Source organism: Roseburia sp. 1XD42-69, assembly GCF_003612565.1.
In the GTDB taxonomy this organism is placed as follows: Bacteria; Bacillota; Clostridia; order Lachnospirales; family Lachnospiraceae; genus Roseburia_B.
This window is the reverse complement of record NZ_RAZG01000033.1, coordinates 1-17348: the sequence shown is the minus strand read 5'-3', so window position 1 is coordinate 17348 and position 17348 is coordinate 1. Positions and strand designations below refer to the sequence as shown.

The following is a 17348-nucleotide window of genomic DNA, read 5'->3' as shown; positions in this document are numbered from 1 at the left end:
GCAAATGAGTAAAAGTTTAGACAAAGAGGATAAGAGTATGAAAAAAACAAGCAGGGTAAAAAGCAGGCTGCTGTCCATGATTCTGTCAGCAGCGGTACTGTTCAGTATGCAGGATTTCACGGTGTTTGCCGATACGGTAAAACCGGAAATTTCCTCCGAAATGACGGCGGAGCAGTCAGGCACAAAGCAGCCGGAAGAATCGGCGTCGGAAAATCAGAATATATCAGATATGCCAGAGGTATCCGGTCTGGATGGGACAGAGGAATCTTCTGGGATTTTGGAATCTACGCAGGCGGAAGAAGAATCGGAAAGTTTAGAACCGGAACCGATGGAATCCGGAGACTCTGTGCAGGAAGATACCCAGGGGGATAACAGCCTGTCGGAAGATACGGAAAACCTGAACTTGGAGGAAGTGGAAGAGGAACTTTTCTCCGGCTCCCCGGCAAACCCCGTCCACCACTGTACGAAAAAGGATGACGGCACGGATTATACCGACTGGAGCTATGTGTATTTCGGCAGCTACCCACAGACGGAAGTCACCGGGAACAGCCTGACCTCCGCCGTCACCGAAGCAGGCTATGATGCAAACGGGGACACCTGGGTCAATGGCACGAAATACCGCAAAATCAGCCAAGAGGACACCAACAACAGCAGTTATTTCGGTGACAGTACATACCGCTATTTCAAATGGGAACGCATCAAGTGGAGGGTACTTAAAAACAACGGCTCCACCTTATTTCTTGTGGCGGATCGTGGGCTTAACTGCAAGGACTACAATGAAGAATACAAGTCAACCACATGGGAGAACTGTACCTTAAGGAACTGGCTGAACGGTACATTTTATAACACAGCTTTCAGCAGTGCAGAGCAGGGGGCGGTTGTGTCCCAGACGGTGGTAAATGAGGACAATCCTTATTATAATACAGAGGGCGGGAACAATACCAATGATAACGTATACCTGCTTTCCATTGAGGAAGTGACAGATTCTTCCCTTGGGTTCTGTGAAGAATACAGTACCGATTCCAAAAGCCGCCAGGTGCAGGCCAGCGACTATTCCCACGCAATGGGAGCATATACGAATTCCAGTACAGAGTATCAGGGCAACTGCTGGTGGTGGCTGCGCTCGCCGGGCATCAGTACAGATGATGCCGCGAAAGTCGGCTATAGCGGGTACGTCTACAGGTATGGTAATAATGTCGATAGCAATGATGGTGCGATTGTGCCAGCTTTGCATATCAATCTGTCCTCTGGTCTCTGGTCATTAGCGGACGATGGAACCAGCGGGGAAGGGGGAGGAAGCGGAGCATCTTCTGCAGAAACTGAACAGCAAAAGTCAAGAGTGAAAAATATCTACTACGAGACAGTAACATACAATAGAGCAGTCAACGATTTTTATACTTTGGTGACAGAAAAATTCAAGAAGGATTTGCAGAAGATGAATACCGAACCGCAAAATTTTAAGCAGTTGAGGCAATGGGATGAAGCTGCTGCAAGCAGAAAAACAAACCAGTTATTAACAATAAGTGACCTTGCCCCGGACGAGGCTGTGGATGACGCATACGAGGTGTTATATGATTTTCTGAAAAAGTGTATACAGACGGGAATGGATGAGAAAATTATTAAACTGGATATAGATACTTCACAGTCAATGACACAGATAAATGCCAAAGTGGTAAACAAAATTTATGACGCAGTCAAGCAGGAAAGTGAAAGCTTTAAAGGGAAAGGTTCTAATGGATATACTGTAGAGTTAAATAAAACAGGAATCTTCGGACAGGCATTTGGCGGCGTAACAATCTACGGTGGTAAAGGGAAACGCCAGGAGCCTTATATGGGGTCATTTTGCAGCAATGGCAAGGTGGTAAGCGCTGCTATAAACCAGTATATAGAAGATTTGTCCGGTGAGGTAAAGAAACTGTATAAAGAGGCAGCCTTTTCTTTGTGGAAAGATTTCAGGCAAAAATCACAGTTAAGCACAGTCACGGAGGATATGCTAAAGGAATATTTAGGCTCTAAAACGGATTATCTGGTACAAAAAGGTTATGGAAAACTTTTAACCTCATTGCTCGACATGAAGAAAGGCATGGATTTGGTAAAAAGTATTTCTTCTGTAAAAAAGGCTGAGGACGCTTTACAATTCATCCAGTCAGGAGATATGAAAGAATTGTATCAGTCGATTACAAAATTAGGCTACACAGATAAAGAAATAACGGATACTGCAGTAAAAAATGCCCTGGAAGGGATTGAATCTGCCAGGAAGAATCTGGAAAGCGCACTGTACGATTATTTGTATAATGATAACACCTATGACAGCATGAATATGGGGGAAAAAATGAAATTTTTTTGGAAGTCTGTATTCCAGTGCCCTGTAGATGTCGAGGTATATGATGAAAATAAAAAGCTAATTGGCTCTGTTATAGATGGAGCCGTAACATATACGGATGGTATTTATATTGAATTAAATGGGGATGTTAAAACGGTATATATTCCGAAAGACAGGAAAGTTCATTATAAATTAACTGGTACAGACGATGGAAGCATGAATTATATGCTGGAAGAATACCAAAATGGTTCTTCCGCAGGCAGGTTAAACTATTATGATGTTCCGTTGTCAAAGGGGGTGGAGTACGGACAGGCTTTGGAAACAGCAGGAATATCAGATGATGTGGACAGTATTCCACTGATTGGCAGCGCCGGAGAAAAAATAAATGCCAGTGAATATATTGCAGCGGATGATGGGAATACGGATATTGACATCCAGGGTGCAGCGGAAGGAAATGGTGTAATTACAGGCATTGGAAAATATGTAAAAGGAGATTCTGTGGAACTGACTGCTTTTGCAGAAGAGGGGTTTCGGTTTGAAGGATGGTATGAAAAAGGTGTGCTGGTAGAATATAATCCAAATTATCGTTTTACAGCATTAGAATCTAAAACAGTTACCGCCAGATTTGCAAAAATACCTGTCCTGCTGAAAAACTATTCCGTTATCATTTCAGAAAAATATCAGGATGATGCCCGTGTAGTTTTGTATGATAATGGGGAAAACAGCGCTTCATTAGTTATTTCCCTGTATAATGTTGAAATGGAAGAAGATATTAATGTTACTTTAGTGAAATATGAAGGTAAGAACAAAGTCTTGTCAAAAGAAAATATATCAGCAGTATATGACGGCAGTTTCCATTTTACGATACCGGACTTAAAATTAAATGGCTGGATTGGATTGGAACTTTTGGATATATCTGGCAGCCAAATTGCATGGATACAAAAAAATGAAGCGGATACGAATCCAGGGACAGCAGATGGGGATAACAATATGAAAGAACCCTCTGGAGAGGATGACGGGCAGACAAATACGAATGAAAACATAAATGGAACTGAAAGAGAAGAAAATAATAATCAACAGACTTCGGGCAAAGAAGAAAACAGGAATCAAAAAGTAAAGAAACTTTCCATCTCCGGCATTTCCAAAAAGATAGCTGCCGGAAAGAAAATTTCTTTAAAGGTTTCCGTATCCCCGAAAAACGCATCAAACAAAAAGGTGACATGGAAGACCAGCAATAAGAAGTACGCCACGGTAAACAGTAAAGGCGTTGTCACCACCAAAAAGGCCGGAAAGGGAAAAATGGTAAAAATAACAGCGGCGGCGAAGGATAAAAGCGGGAAAAAAGCTACAATCAAAATTCAAATTATGAAAAACGCCGTCACCAAAGTACAAATAAAAAAAGCTGGGAAAACCCTAAAAGCAGGAAAGAGCATGACGTTAAAAGCTACAGTAAAGACAAACGGCAAAGACGCCAACAAAACCCTAAAATGGAGCACTTCAAATAAGAAATACGCCACGGTAGATAAAAAAGGGAAAGTAAAGGCGAAGAAAGCCGGGAAGGGAAAGACCGTAACAATCACGGCACAGTCCACAGACGGGACAAACAAAAAGGCAAAAGTAAAGATAAAAATCAAATAGGAAAGGGGATTTGCAGGATGAAGAAAAAAGTATTTGCATTGCTCTTGGCGTGGAGCGTATTTTTTGCATCAATGGCAGAGCCGATAACAGAAGTAAAGGTCTGGGCAGGGGAAACAGAGGGAGATACTTCTGAAGAAATACGAAGAGGTATTTTGCCAAATGGATTGACTTATAAAGTAAAAGGTGATGGGACTATGGCGATTATTAAATTCGAGTTTCTGGGAGAAAAAGAAATTGAAGTTCCGGAAACAATTAACAAACGGCCGGTGACCAGTATAGAGGAATATGTTTTTGAAGGCTGTAAAGACTTGGAAAAAATTAAGCTGCCGAAAGGATTGGAAAAAATAGGGGTTTGCGCATTTCGGAATTGTGACAGTTTGACAGAACTTATCATTCCGTCCAGTGTAACAGAAATTCACGAAACGTCCCTTTCCGGATGCGATAATTTGCAGTCGATTCTATTGGAAGACGGCAACAAAAAATATACATTAGATGACAATGGAATATTGTATGGCAGAAATCAAACATATCTTTTTGCGTGTCCGGGAGGAAAGACAGGACATGTGAATATCCCGGAAGGGGTAACCAGAATATTGTTTGTCGCATTTGAAGATTGTAAAGGATTGACAGGAATTACGCTGCCGGACAGCCTAGAAGAGATAAAAAGCAATGCATTTTGGGGGTGCAGCAGCCTGGAAGAAGTGACGATACCGGAATCAGTTTCAGTCATATGGGCTTCATCCTTTAGCGGCAGTGGGTTAGTCAGGGTTACCATTCCTTCCAGTGTGACAAGGATTGGGGCAAGTGCTTTTGGATATTGTAGTAAACTGACAGATGTTTTTTATCAAGGTACAAAGGAACAGTGGAGAATGGTCGAAGTGCAAGAAGGCAATGAGCCGATATTAAAAGCCGTTATTCATTGTACGGATGGCATAGTTGGAGAGGAAGAAAAACCGGAGGATAAAAATCCAGACAATACAGAAGAAGGTTCAGATTTCGAGGAGAACACACAAAAGCCCCAGGAACCTGGCGGCGTAGAAGAAATTCACCCCAAGCCGGAAGAAAATGAGGAGCCCCCCAAAAATCCTGAAAACACCGAAGAAAACCATCCGGATTCAGGAGAAAACACCAAATCGCCTCAAAAACCTGACACAGAAACCGGAAACCAGGAACCATCCACAGAAGAAGCATCCGAAGATTCCGCTGTCCCGGCACTTAAGGTAGAATTAAGCGTCAAAAATCTGCCTTCCTCCAAAAAGATTTACCTTGCAAAAGGAAAAAGCCAGACATTAACGGCGAAACTATTCCCGGCAGATACAACGGACACTCTTGCCTGGAGCAGTTCAAAGCCCTCTGTGGTATCGGTGAAAAACGGCAGAATAAAAGGGAAAAAGTCTGGTACGGCAAAAATAACAGCCACATCCTCAAGTGGGAAAAAAGCATCCTGCACAGTTACTGTCCTGTCCAGGAACAAAAAGTCTGTTTCCGTAAAGCTGAATAAGAAAAGCATTACATTGAAAAAAGGAAAAAGTTATTATTTAAAGGCTTCACTGAAACCTGCAAATTCTACGGATACCGTGAAGTGGAAAAGTTCTGATAAAAAGGTTGCGTCTGTGGATTCGTATGGATGCATAAAAGCGAAAAAGAAAGGAAAAACCACTGTCACAGTTATTACGAAGAACGGGAAAAAGGCGACTTGTAAAGTGACGGTGAAATAGGGGATTAATTTAATGTGAATTTTATTGTAAATATGGAAGATTTTTTGTATAATTGGAGCATAGCAGGAGTAATTTATATTCTAATCTTTTGCTAATTTGTCATAAGCGAGGTGGTAGAGTGACGGAAGGTATGCCAAAGCGTAAGATAAAAGACAGCGTATTTACAAATCTGTTCCAAGATAGAAAGTATCTGCTTCAACTATACAAGACACTCCACCCAGAGGATTGTAACGTGACGGAAGAAGAGATTGCAGATGTCACAATTAAGCATGTATTGGTTGATGCGGACTATAACGACTTGGGATTTTCAGTGGGAAATCGGTTAATGATACTGATTGAAAGCCAGTCAACGTGGACATTAAATATCATCATTCGTGCATTGATGTATCTGATACAGACGTATCACGATTATTTTAAGCGCACAAACCAAAACCTGTACGGAAGCAAAAAAGTGAATATGCCGATACCTGAACTTTACATGATATTTACAGGCGAAAGAAAAAATATTCCCGACACAATATCGCTTTCTAAGGAATTTTTTGACGAGGCAAAGATTGCCATTGATGCGGAAGTGAAAGTCTTATATCAAGAAAATGAGAAAGATATTATCGGACAGTATATAATTTTCTCTAAAGTATATAATGAACAGAGAAAATTATATGGAAAAACGAAGCAGGCAGTAACAGAAACAATTCGTATTTGCAAAGACAGAAATGTACTGAAAGAGTATCTTGAAAGTAAGGAACAGGAGGTTGTGGATATTATGATGACACTATTTGATGACGAGCAGATTTTAAAGGCTTATGCAAAGGATATTGATGATAATGCCACTCATAGGGAAGCAAAAAAAATGGCAGAAAAGTTGATTAGGAAAGGTAAAATGTCACTTGATGAAATTGCGGATTGCGTTCCAGCATTGACATTTGATGAATTAAAGAAGCTTGAAGCCGAGGTTTTGCAGTTAACATAATCTACAAAACAATTTATTATTAAAATAATAGCGTGAAGGCGACTTGTAAGTGACGGTGAAATAGGGGGATCGTAAAGAAGCCGCAGGGCGGGCAGGGGAAACATTTCCCCTGCCTGATTTGTCATTTTTATACATTCCAAAGTTTGACTTTAGAATGGGAAATGGATATACTTTATCTATTAACAGTTCCATAACAGAGACAAGGGCGGCAGACAGGGCAGCGGTTTATATTATATTTAAAAATATTGTGCATGACAAAATGAGTTAGGAATTGCTTACTTAATAGTTTTGAAAGGAAGCAAAATTTTATTAATCTGCTCAATAATCCGCAGAAAAAGATTTGTGTATGGATTTGGTGGGCAAAGCCCGGCAGATGGCTGTCAATAAATTTAAAGATCATCCTTGGGGCAATATGACAGATATGGAATTGTTACGAAGTGCCGGGCTTTATGAAAAAGACATGGAAAGCGGAAAAGAAGGCTTTAACATGGCGTGTATTCTCTTATTTGGAAAGCCGGTAGCCATTCAGTCCTGTGTGCCGGGATACAAAACAGATGCAATTTACCGTGTAGAGAACGTAGATCGTTATGATGACCGCCTGATTTTAGAAAACAATTTGCTGGAGAGTTATAGCCTGTTGATTGACTTTATTAAGAAACACACGGATGATAAGTTTTTCTTGATTGACGGCATCAATATAAGCGTAAGGACTGCGATAGCCAGAGAGATTGTCAGCAATTTGCTAGTTCATAGGGAATTTAAGAGTGCATTTCCAGCAAAACTGATTATTGAAAAGGACAAGATATGGACGGAGAACTGGAGCAGAACACAGTGGAAAGGGAGAATCAGTCCCACGAATTTCACTCCTTATCCGAAAAATCCCATAATAGCGAAATTTTTTGTAAATATCGGATACGCAGATTCACTTGGTTCTGGTGTTCGGAATTTGTATAAATACACAAAAATCTATTCCGATGCAGAACCAGTTTTTGAGGAAGATGATGTTTTCAGGTTGATTGTGCCTATGCGCCCGGCGGGAGCAGTGTTGACAAGCGATAGAATAAACAGCCAGGTTACAAAAGTTACAGGAAAGGTTACAGATGTTACAGAAAAAAGGATTATAGAATTATTAAAAGATAACTCAAGATATAAAACTGTTGAACTTGCTGAAATGCTTGATATAAGCAGGAAAACGGTATCTAGAATCTATCCGGAAACCCGGCAGTGACAACTATAATGATTTTATCAAAGCATTGCTGAGTGGCGATTTAAAGGCAATGAATTCCTATATGAACAGGGTAGCAGAGGAGATGTTCAGCAGTTTTGATTCGGGAACGAAACCTTCCGAAAAAACCTATCGTGACGGAAAATGGGTTATGTTTGAACCGACCAATACGGCTGATTTTGATGATTACATGAAATTGCTGGCTATCAAAAGAAGACCGAATCGGAAATAATAATTCCATTTTGTCCATTCAAAACTAAATATTTGCAACAAACCAAGCAGCAGTAATCCTATCACAGATTTACCGCTGTTTTTTTACACAAAACCTCTATTATGATACTTTCAGATAAAATAATAAAAAAATTCAGACAAAACTCCTTCCCCATCCATCTAATAAGTGTAAGAAAAAAGCAAGAGCTCCGGAACTTTTGAGAAAGGAAGTAAAGAATGGATTTTTTAGTACGAAAGGCAAAAAAGCATGACAAAGAGGCGTTTCAGTCTTTAATGCTGCAATACGGCCCCGACCTTTACAAAGTGGCAAAAGCCATCTTAAAAAACGATGACGACGTGTCGGATGCCATGCAGGAGACGGCTCTCACCTGTTGGGAAAAAATAGACACGTTAAAAAAGGATAAATATTTTAAGACCTGGCTGACCCGCATTCTCATCAATCACTGCAATGCCATCTGCAGGCAGAGGAGAAAAACAATATCACAGGATGAAGCGGGGGAGGCTTGGTATCAGGAAAATGAGTTTTTAAGCCTGGAGTGGAGAGAATTTTTGGATTGCCTGGATGAAAAATACAGGGCGATTGTGCTTTTGTATTATGTCCAGGGATTTACCACCAGGGAAATCGCTGCAATTCTTGACACCAATGAGAGTACGGTGCGCAGCCGTATGCAGACAGCGAGGGGCAAGCTTAGAAAGGAGTTTTCGTATGAATAAATTTGAAAATATGGTAAAAGGTCTGGAAAAGGACATAAAAGTTCCGGAAAAGGTATGGGAGAATTATGTGGATACTTTAAATAACCTTCCGGATAAACCCCGTGTAAAGCATTACACGGGAAGGTGGGCGGCGGCAGCGGCAGTGTTTGCACTGCTATTGGTGGGAAGCACCACCTATGCGGCCACCAGGTATTTCGGGCTATGGGATTTTTTTGAGAGAATCGGAGAAAAAGTTCCCAGGGAGGCGGAAGAATTGGTGGTAAAAGACGTGGAACAGACGGAGAGCCCTTTGACGGAGGAGGGAGTGGCAACTTATACGGTGAAAGAAGCTCTGTGTGACAGTGAGACGATTTACATTGTACTTGAGGCAAGTGCAGTGGAACAGGGGAAATATTTCTTTGCACCGACAGACGCCATACCGGAGGATATGGTGTCCGACTGGGGGATAGACAGCTCTATGTCTGTCACGGAGTACGCCGCATCCAAAAACCTCACCCCTGTGTATATCGGAGGGGGAATTATGAATACGGATGAGCTTGGAATAGCCGTAACCACCATGGATTTCCGTGCAGTCAGCGATGATGTGATGGATATTATGATAAGGTGCGGAAAGACGGAGGATGGAAAAACATTAGATGTTGTCTGCCAGGGGACGGCACGGCAGGACGGTGCCGATATGGACGGTATTATGCGAAAGGAAATTACATTTACTTTAAACGATATGAGCATCAGTGAAAAAATGTGCTATGTGCCGGTTTCCGGAGAGATTCCGGGAACGGAAGCCAAAGTGGAAAAAGCGGAAGTGATTCAGACAGATATCGGAACCTATATGGAAATTACTTATTATGAGAACGACCCGGATTACAGTTCCGGCTTAAGCTTTCGGCTGCCGGAGGAGTTGGGAGCGGATATCAGAGGCGGCGGTGCAGAGCCTTTGGAGGAAGGAAAATGGAAGTATACCCTTGACCTTGACAAAGTGGAGCTGGGGGACAGTTTCCTCTTAGAAGCATTTGACTGTTATGAAAAAACAGTGTTTGGAAGTCTGGAAATGAAAATAGAGTAAAGAGAAGAAAAACAGTTCTTGACAACAGTATGAAATCGTACTATACTTCGGTTAGTACGATTTCATACTGTTTGGAGGGAAAATGGAACCATATTCATCGAAAGAAAATAAAAGGTGTAATTATTTATTTGGAGAGACCAATGCAGTGTACCATGATATGGCAGTAAAAATGGGGTTGTCGGATAGCGCCATGAATATTTTGTATACCATTTGCGACAGCGGGGAATCCTGTCTTCTAAAAGAAATCTGCCGCCGAAGCGGAATCAGCAAGCAGACGGTCAATTCAGCAATCCGCAAGCTGGAACAGGAGGGAATGGTATATTTGAAATCTGCAGATTCCAGGAATAAATATGTTTGCTTAACCAATCGGGGGAAAGAGCTTTCCCAAAATACTGTAATCCGTATGATTCAGGCGGAAAATGAGATTTTTGCCGCCTGGCCCAAAGAGGAAGTGGATATGTATCTGGAATTGACGGAGAAGTATTTAAAGGATTTGAGAGAAAAGGCTAAGAGTTTTTAAGGAGGATTTTATGAATATTCAGTTATCGGAGCATTTTACTTACAGAAAACTGTTAAGTTTTACCTTTCCCTCTGTGGTGATGCTTGTTTTTACGTCTGTATATGGGGTGGTGGACGGTTTTTTTGTGTCTAATTTTGTGGGAAAAACATCTTTTACCGCCGTTAATTTTATTATGCCCTTTTTGATGATTTTAGGCTCCGTGGGGTTTATGTTTGGCACCGGAGACGGGGCTTTAATTGCAAAGACGCTGGGGGAGGGAAAAGAAAAAAAGGCCAGGGATTTGTTTTCCATGATTGTCTATGTCTCCTTTGCCTGCGGTGTTTTTCTGGCGGTTTTTGGGATTTTATTTGTCCGTCCTATAGCCTCTCTTTTGGGGGCTAAAGGGCAGCTTTTAGAGGACTGTGTGACCTATGGGAGAATCATTTTAGCCGCCCTTCCAGCCTACGTTTTGCAGTATGAATTCCAGTGTCTCTTTGCCACAGCGGGAAAGCCCTCCCTGGGGCTTTATGTGACGGTTGCGGCGGGAGTGACCAACATGGTATTGGATGCATTGTTTGTGGCAGTATTCCGCTGGGGGATTCCCGGTGCGGCGGGAGCCACGGCCATCAGCCAGTGCGTGGGAGGAGTCATACCTCTTATCTATTTTGCCTGCCCCAACAAAAGCCTTTTAAAGATTGGCAGGACGCAGTTTTTAGGAAGGGAGCTTTTGAAAGCCTGCGGAAACGGTTCCTCCGAGCTTATGAGCAATATTTCCATGTCTATTGTGAGTATGCTTTACAATGTGCAGCTTCTTAAGTATGCCGGGGAGGACGGAGTAGCGGCATACGGGGTACTGATGTATGTGAGCATGATTTTTTTGGCGGTGTTTATCGGTTACTCCGTGGGAACAGCCCCGGTGATTGGATATCAGTACGGTGCAAAAAACCACGGGGAGTTAAAAAGCCTGCGGAAAAAAAGCCTGGTGCTCATTGGAATATTTGCCCTTATTATGTTTGCAGGGGCGTATTTGCTGGCATCTCCCCTTTCTAAGCTTTTTGTGGGGTATGACAAGGGGCTTTTGGCCCTGACCATCAGAGGATTTTCCATTTTTTCCTTTTGCTTTTTATTTTCCGGGTTTGCTATTTTCGGCTCATCCTTTTTTACGGCTTTAAACAACGGGCTGATATCCGCATCTATTGCATTTTTAAGAACTCTGGTGTTCCAGATTGCAGCGGTTTTAATCCTTCCTCTTTTCTGGGGAGTGGACGGAATCTGGCTCTCCATTGTGGCGGCGGAGGTAATGGCTGTAGTGGTTACAGTATTCTTTTTAAAGGGGCAGAGGGAGAAATATGGGTATTAAGGAAGTTGACTATTCTGTAAAAAACTCTTATACTAAAAAAGATTAAGGGAGAGATAATATGCAGGATAACTACGAACACTATATTACACGGAGTATAAAAAGTTTATACCGCAGAAGACTTTTGGCGCCTGTGATATATCTTATTTTTATCACGTTTCTGTGGATTTTTTTACCCGTTTTCTCCATTTTGTTCCCGGTATCCATGGAGGATATTTCCTCCATGCAAAAGCTTTACGGGAAGAAAGAATATTATGTAACCACAGAGCTTGAGAACCTCAATTTTACTGGCTACACAAAAAAACGGTACGGCAGGACTGCCGGATATTTTTATTACTGTAAATATAAGGACAGAGGATATATTGTACTTTTGAACCCTTCTACCTGTGAGCAGGGCCTGCCGGAGATAAAACGGCTGGCTGTCCGGGGGAAAATCCTTAGAAAAGACAAAAATTATGATGCACTGTTGGATAACCTGTCCTCAGATTTGGACTGGACGAAAGCGGGCATTGTTTCTAAAGTAGACAGTTTCTATTTAAGCGAGCCGGATTTCCGCTATGTTTTCGGCATCATTTTACTTGTTTTTATGGGGGGGAGCACTCTGTTTGCCCTGATTGCTTTGGCGCTTAATATTCTGTTTATTACCCTGCCGGATATGTCCCCGCCCTGCCAGATTCTGGGTAATTTCGGGAAGAGGAAAGAACTTTTTGCCCAGGCGGAGGAGGAGCTTGCCACATTGCCCCAGCTCGCCACAGAGGATATGTTTATCACGGAACACTTTTTTATTGAAACTTCCCGATATGGAGTGGCTATTGTGCCAATCCAGGAGATTATCTGGATTTATAAACATTCCACCCTGCACAAGCTGTTTTGGTATCATTTTAGTATTTCTTATACCTTAAATATTACTGCCAATAAGCATGTGTATATACACTGCCCGAAAAACATCAAATCGGATATTGACGGTATTATAGACTATCTTGCAGAGGCAAACCACAGTATATTAGTGGGTTTCAGCGAGGAAAACAGGAAGAAAATCCAGTCCCAGCAGGGGGATTTTCTGCAGATGGAAAAGCTGATGCAGGTTTTTGAGTTGATAAAGAACAGGAGGAAGAAGAAATGATATAAATCATATAGGAAAAACATATTGCACAGATTTCCGTTTTACGATATGATAAAAGCAGTTTAACAGGAGATTTTGGATTTGTATTTATGGAAAAAGACAGAAAAAAGGAAAAGAAAGAAAAGAAATCATTAGAAAAGCAGGCGAAGAAAAAAGAGCGCCGTAAATATAAAGAAGCCCTGAAAAGAGAACACCGCTACGGTACAGATGAAAACATCCGCTGGGACAAGCTGGATAACACCGCCCATCTCTTTCCGGTGATTGCCGGGGAGAGCATGAGCAATGTGTACCGTATTTTTGTGTGTCTCAATGAAAATATCCAGGAAAAATATCTGCAAAAAGCGCTGGATATTGTTCTGCCAAAATTTGACGGCTTTAATGTGCGGCTTATGCGGGGGGTATTTTGGTATTATTTTGAGGAAAACGGAAAGCCGGCCCCGAAGGTAAGGGAAGAAAGCACTTACCCCTGCCGTTTTATCCACGAAAATAAAAACAGGAGTTATCTCTTCCGGGTGACCTATTACAAAAACAGGATTAATCTGGAAGTGTTCCATGTGCTTACGGACGGCATGGGAGGGATTAACTTTTTAAAAGAACTGACTTACCAATATCTGCGGCTGGTGCATCCATCCTTAAAAGAGATGGCGGGGGATTCCCTTTCCATGGGCACTTCTTTAAACCGGGAGGACAGTTTTTTAAAGAATTACAAAAAGAGCCATGCCAAGGGGTATAAGACCCAGAAGGCTTTTCTAATCAAGGGAGAGAAGCTGCGCACCGGGGAATTTGGGGTGATTCACGGGACAGTGGAGATTCCACAGCTAAAGGAAGTCTGCCGCCGATATGGTGCCAGCATTAACGAATACTTGGTGGCGGCCTTTATCTACAGCACCTACAGGGAATATCTTTCGGGGGTGCAGGCTCAAATGCCTATCCGTGTGGCGGTTCCGGTAAATTTAAGGCCCTATTTCCACTCCGTAACAACAAAAAACTTTTTTGTCATGGTAAGTGCGGAATTTTTGCCCACAAAGGAGGATTACACCTTTTCCCAGGTGCTTAAGATAACCCAGGAAAGCTTAAAAAGCCAGATTAACAAGGAGCATTTGGAGGAGCTCTTTTCCTACAATGTGTCCAATGAGAAAAACATTATAGCCAGGGCGGTTCCTTTATTTTTAAAAAATATCGCCATGCGCTATGTGTACACCAGTGCGGCCCTGGCCAATACCACTACGGTGACCAATATCGGAAATGTTTCCGTACAGCAGGAGTACAAGCCTTACATTGACATGTTTGGCGCTTTTCTGGCTGTGTCTAAGGGGCAGTATATTAAGGGAACTATCTGTTCCTACGAGGACAGGCTGATGTTTTCCTTTAGTTCTATCCTTCTGGACACTTCGGTGCAGCGGGGATTTTTCCGGCAGTTAGCGGAGGATGGACTGGATGTTTCGATTGTAAGTAATGGAGTGTATGATGAGTAGATGCAAACAATGTGGAATAGAAGTGCTGGATAATACGGCGGCATGTCCTCTGTGCAAGTTTGTTTTGGAGCAGAATGACAATAAGAAAAGAAGTTACCCGGATATTCGTTTCCGGGTGAAAAAGCTTAATTTTGCCGTGCGGATTATTCTTTTTATTTCAATCATTATTGAGGTGCTGTGCGTATATATAAATTACAAATTTTATGACGGAATCTGGTGGAGCATTATCACCGGGACAGGTTTTGCCTATGTGTATTTCATCCTTCGGTTTGCCGTGTTAAATGAGGGGGCGGGGTATAAGACGAAAATAGTCTCCGTGACCCTTCTGGGGATTTTATATGTGATTTTAATTGACTGTGTGGTGGGATACCATGGCTGGTCGGTAAACTTTGTGCTGCCGGGAGGCTTCCTCTTTGTGGATGCCGCCATTGTGGCATTGATGTTTATCAACCGGAGAAACTGGCAGAGCTATATTATGCTGGAGATTTTTATGGTATTTTTAAGCGCCATTCCTCTGGCTTTGATTTTCTTTTTTGATATTGTGACGGAGACATTTATCAGCGGGTTTGCCTTTACCGTGTCTGTGCTTTTGTTTCTGGGAACGGTGATTGTAGGGGACAGAAGGGCCAGGATGGAGCTTCGGAGAAGATTTCATGTAAGGTAAGGTTTAGGAGAGCATATGAGGCGTACAGGTGTAAAAGAGCGGGAGGCCAGCATACAGGGCACGGTAATCCGGGAATTGATTGCCAGGTTTACCTCAGACCACTTAATCGGGAAAAAAATTAAAAACGGGGAATTGCGGAAAAAACTGGTGGAGCCCCCCTGGATTCCCCCACAGGGATTTCATGTGACGGAGATTAACCTGGAAAATTTTACCATGGAATGGCTTTCCTGGGGAAAAATTAATCCAAAGAAAGTGATTCTTCAGCTCCACGGCGGGGGATATGTGGGAAAAATGCGCAATGCCTACCGGAATTTTGCCGCCGCCTACTGTGAACTGGGCCATGGGATTTGTGTTCTTACCATAGATTACCGGGTGGCACCCGAAGAACCTTATCCAGCCGCCTTAGAAGACGCCTTCGAGGCCTATCAGTGGCTTCTAAAGGAAGGGTATGAATCCAGCCAGATTATTCTGGCCGGGGATTCTGCCGGGGGAGGGCTGGCCCTGGCCCTTACCATGTACTTAAAAGACAATGGAATCCCGCTGCCCTGCGGTATTATCGCCATGTCCCCCTGGACGGATATGACTGCTTCGGGGGAGTCCTACGAGAGCAATTACCATTTGGACCCCCTCTTTGGAAACACAAAGGACAGTTTGATTTACAACAGGGATTACCTGGGCCTGGAAGACCCGAAAAACCCCTATGTCTCCCCGCTCTTTGGAGATTTTACTGGATTTCCCCCCATGCTGATACAGGCGGGATCCTATGAAATGCTCTTAAGCGATTCCGCCCTTGTGGCGGAGAAGGCCAAAAAGCAGGGAGTAAAAGTCCGGTTCAGTGTTTATGAGGGAATGTTCCATGTATTTCAGATGGCCATGTTTTTAATGCCGGAGTCTAAAAAGGCATGGAGAGAGGCGGGAAGATTTTTAGAATTGCTGTGCGAAGAAGAAAAAGAGGAAGCCGCAGACCCTTTGGATTAAAGGGAGCGGCTTCTTTTGTCTGTGCGGAAAACCTTAGTGTATTAAATGCCCTACCGGGAGATATACGGGAAGCCCGTTTTCGTAGGCAATGTCAACCTCGCCCTGAATCAGAGGGAGAAGGTAGGAGACCATCTCCGGGGTTACGTCATTTCCCGCCGGGGTGATCCACTCTCTGGGAACGGACTTTATTTCGTTGGCAATGTCTCCTATGGGGGCGGCGTGGTAGGAGATTGCGTAGGGCTCTTCCCGTTTCATGGCAACCATGGATGCCGTCTCTCCCTTAAGTGCAAGTTTCACCGCATATTCCCCGGAGGCAAAGGCTTCCTCCAAATCTGTTTTGGAGGCAATATGGGAAGCGCAGCGCTGCAGGATAGAGAGTTCGATGGAGCGGACCTTTACTCCAAGTTTTTCCGAAACGAGATATTCCAGTGTCTTTCCTGCACCGTTTAACTGAACATGTCCGAAATTATCCAGTTTTTCATCGGAAGCGCTGATGTATTTATTGTCTTTATCCCGGATGCCCTCAGAGACAGCCACAATCACGTCGTTTTGGGTTTTCAGAAGTTTTTCTAAATCGGATAAAAATTCCTCCGTGGAAAATGGCGTTTCCGGAAGGTAAATCAGGTGGGGTGCTTTGCTGTAGGAATTTCTCGCCAGGGCGGAAGCGGCGGTGAGCCACCCTGCGTCCCGTCCCATAATCTCCACAATGGTAACGCTTTTTATATTGTAGATATAGGTGTCGTGGGCGATTTCCAGCATGGTGGCGGCAATGTATTTTGCTGCGGAGCCAAAGCCCGGGGTGTGGTCTGTAATGCACAAGTCGTTGTCAATGGTCTTCGGAATGCCCAAGATGCGCACAGGGCTGTTTATTTTTTCCCCATAGGCAGACAATTTTGACACGGTGTCCATGGAGTCGTTGCCCCCGATATAGAAAAAGGCGGATATATGGTATTCCTCAAATTTTTCAAATATCTTTTTGTAAACTTCCTCATTTTCCTCATAGGAGGGAAGCTTATAGCGGCAGGAGCCAAGGTACATGGCAGGGCTTTTCTGCAGGGTAAAAAGGTTGTCCGGGTTCTCTTTTACCAGGCTGGTAAGGTTTAAAATGCTGTCCTCTAAAATTCCGGTAATGCCGTTTTGGGAACCGTAGACAGTGTCAAATTCCCCGCTGGAAACAGCTTCCTTAACCACGCCGGCAAGGCTTGCGTTAATGGCGGCGGTGGGGCCTCCGGACTGGGCCACAATACAATTTGTTTTCATAGAAAGTCTCCTTGTTGTTATTTGGTGTTATAGCATTATATTCTATATCATATAGAAAAAATGTAAAAAGTGCAATGGATAAAAAATGAATTTTGAAAATCTGAAATTCC

14 protein-coding genes are annotated in these 17348 nt (G+C 43.0%); 13 read left to right on the top strand and 1 reads right to left on the bottom strand.

Annotated elements, in window-relative coordinates; all coding sequences use genetic code 11:
* Positions 1 to 37: 37 nt before the first annotated feature.
* From D7Y06_RS14875 to D7Y06_RS14815, 13 genes are all read left to right on the top strand, one after another.
* Positions 38 to 3961 (top strand): DUF6273 domain-containing protein, encoded by a 3924-nt coding sequence (locus tag D7Y06_RS14875; protein WP_158591382.1) that lies wholly within the window; start codon positions 38 to 40, stop codon positions 3959 to 3961.
* Between the two features lie 17 nt (positions 3962 to 3978).
* A complete protein-coding gene (locus D7Y06_RS14870; RefSeq protein ID WP_120408561.1) occupies positions 3979 to 5679 on the top strand; it encodes a leucine-rich repeat protein in 1701 nt (566 codons plus the stop codon).
* A 118-nt stretch (positions 5680 to 5797) separates the two neighbouring features.
* Entirely contained in the window at positions 5798 to 6649 is an 852-nt protein-coding gene (locus D7Y06_RS14865) for a hypothetical protein (RefSeq protein WP_120408560.1), read from the top strand.
* 346 nt (positions 6650 to 6995) lie between these two features.
* Positions 6996 to 7877, top strand: coding sequence for a winged helix-turn-helix transcriptional regulator (locus D7Y06_RS14860; RefSeq protein WP_120408559.1), 882 nt, complete (start codon positions 6996 to 6998; stop codon positions 7875 to 7877).
* Between the two features lie 49 nt (positions 7878 to 7926).
* Positions 7927 to 8106, top strand: coding sequence for a DUF3788 family protein (locus D7Y06_RS14855; protein ID WP_442970416.1), 180 nt, complete (start codon positions 7927 to 7929; stop codon positions 8104 to 8106).
* Between the two features lie 215 nt (positions 8107 to 8321).
* Positions 8322 to 8819 carry an RNA polymerase sigma factor gene (locus D7Y06_RS14850; protein ID WP_120408558.1) on the top strand — a complete coding sequence of 166 codons (498 nt, stop codon included), beginning with the start codon at positions 8322 to 8324 and terminating at the stop codon, positions 8817 to 8819.
* Positions 8812 to 9882: a hypothetical protein gene (locus D7Y06_RS14845; protein WP_120408557.1), complete on the top strand. Its 1071-nt coding sequence runs from the start codon at positions 8812 to 8814 to the stop codon at positions 9880 to 9882. Before D7Y06_RS14850 ends, D7Y06_RS14845 begins: the two co-directional genes overlap by 8 nt.
* Positions 9883 to 9964: 82 nt before the next feature.
* Complete coding sequence (locus D7Y06_RS14840) at positions 9965 to 10402, top strand: MarR family winged helix-turn-helix transcriptional regulator (protein ID WP_120408556.1); 438 nt, start codon at positions 9965 to 9967, stop codon at positions 10400 to 10402.
* A 10-nt stretch (positions 10403 to 10412) separates the two neighbouring features.
* Entirely contained in the window at positions 10413 to 11741 is a 1329-nt protein-coding gene (locus D7Y06_RS14835) for an MATE family efflux transporter (RefSeq protein WP_120408555.1), read from the top strand.
* A gap of 58 nt (positions 11742 to 11799) precedes the next feature.
* Entirely contained in the window at positions 11800 to 12861 is a 1062-nt protein-coding gene (locus tag D7Y06_RS14830; protein ID WP_120408554.1) for a DUF6709 family protein, read from the top strand.
* 89 nt (positions 12862 to 12950) lie between these two features.
* A complete protein-coding gene (locus tag D7Y06_RS14825; RefSeq protein WP_243119338.1) occupies positions 12951 to 14336 on the top strand; it encodes a hypothetical protein in 1386 nt (461 codons plus the stop codon).
* A complete protein-coding gene (locus tag D7Y06_RS14820; protein WP_120408553.1) occupies positions 14329 to 15000 on the top strand; it encodes a DUF6320 domain-containing protein in 672 nt (223 codons plus the stop codon). Before D7Y06_RS14825 ends, D7Y06_RS14820 begins: the two co-directional genes overlap by 8 nt.
* 15 nt (positions 15001 to 15015) lie before the next feature.
* Positions 15016 to 15978, top strand: a complete 963-nt coding sequence (locus D7Y06_RS14815) for an alpha/beta hydrolase (RefSeq protein WP_120408552.1) — start codon at positions 15016 to 15018, stop codon at positions 15976 to 15978.
* Between the two features lie 33 nt (positions 15979 to 16011).
* On the opposite strand, the gene D7Y06_RS14810 is transcribed toward D7Y06_RS14815, so the two are convergent.
* The gene (locus tag D7Y06_RS14810; RefSeq protein ID WP_120408551.1) at positions 16012 to 17238 is read right to left on the bottom strand and encodes a 6-phosphofructokinase; all 1227 of its coding nucleotides are present in this window, start codon (positions 17236 to 17238) and stop codon (positions 16012 to 16014) included.
* Positions 17239 to 17348 lie beyond the last annotated feature (110 nt).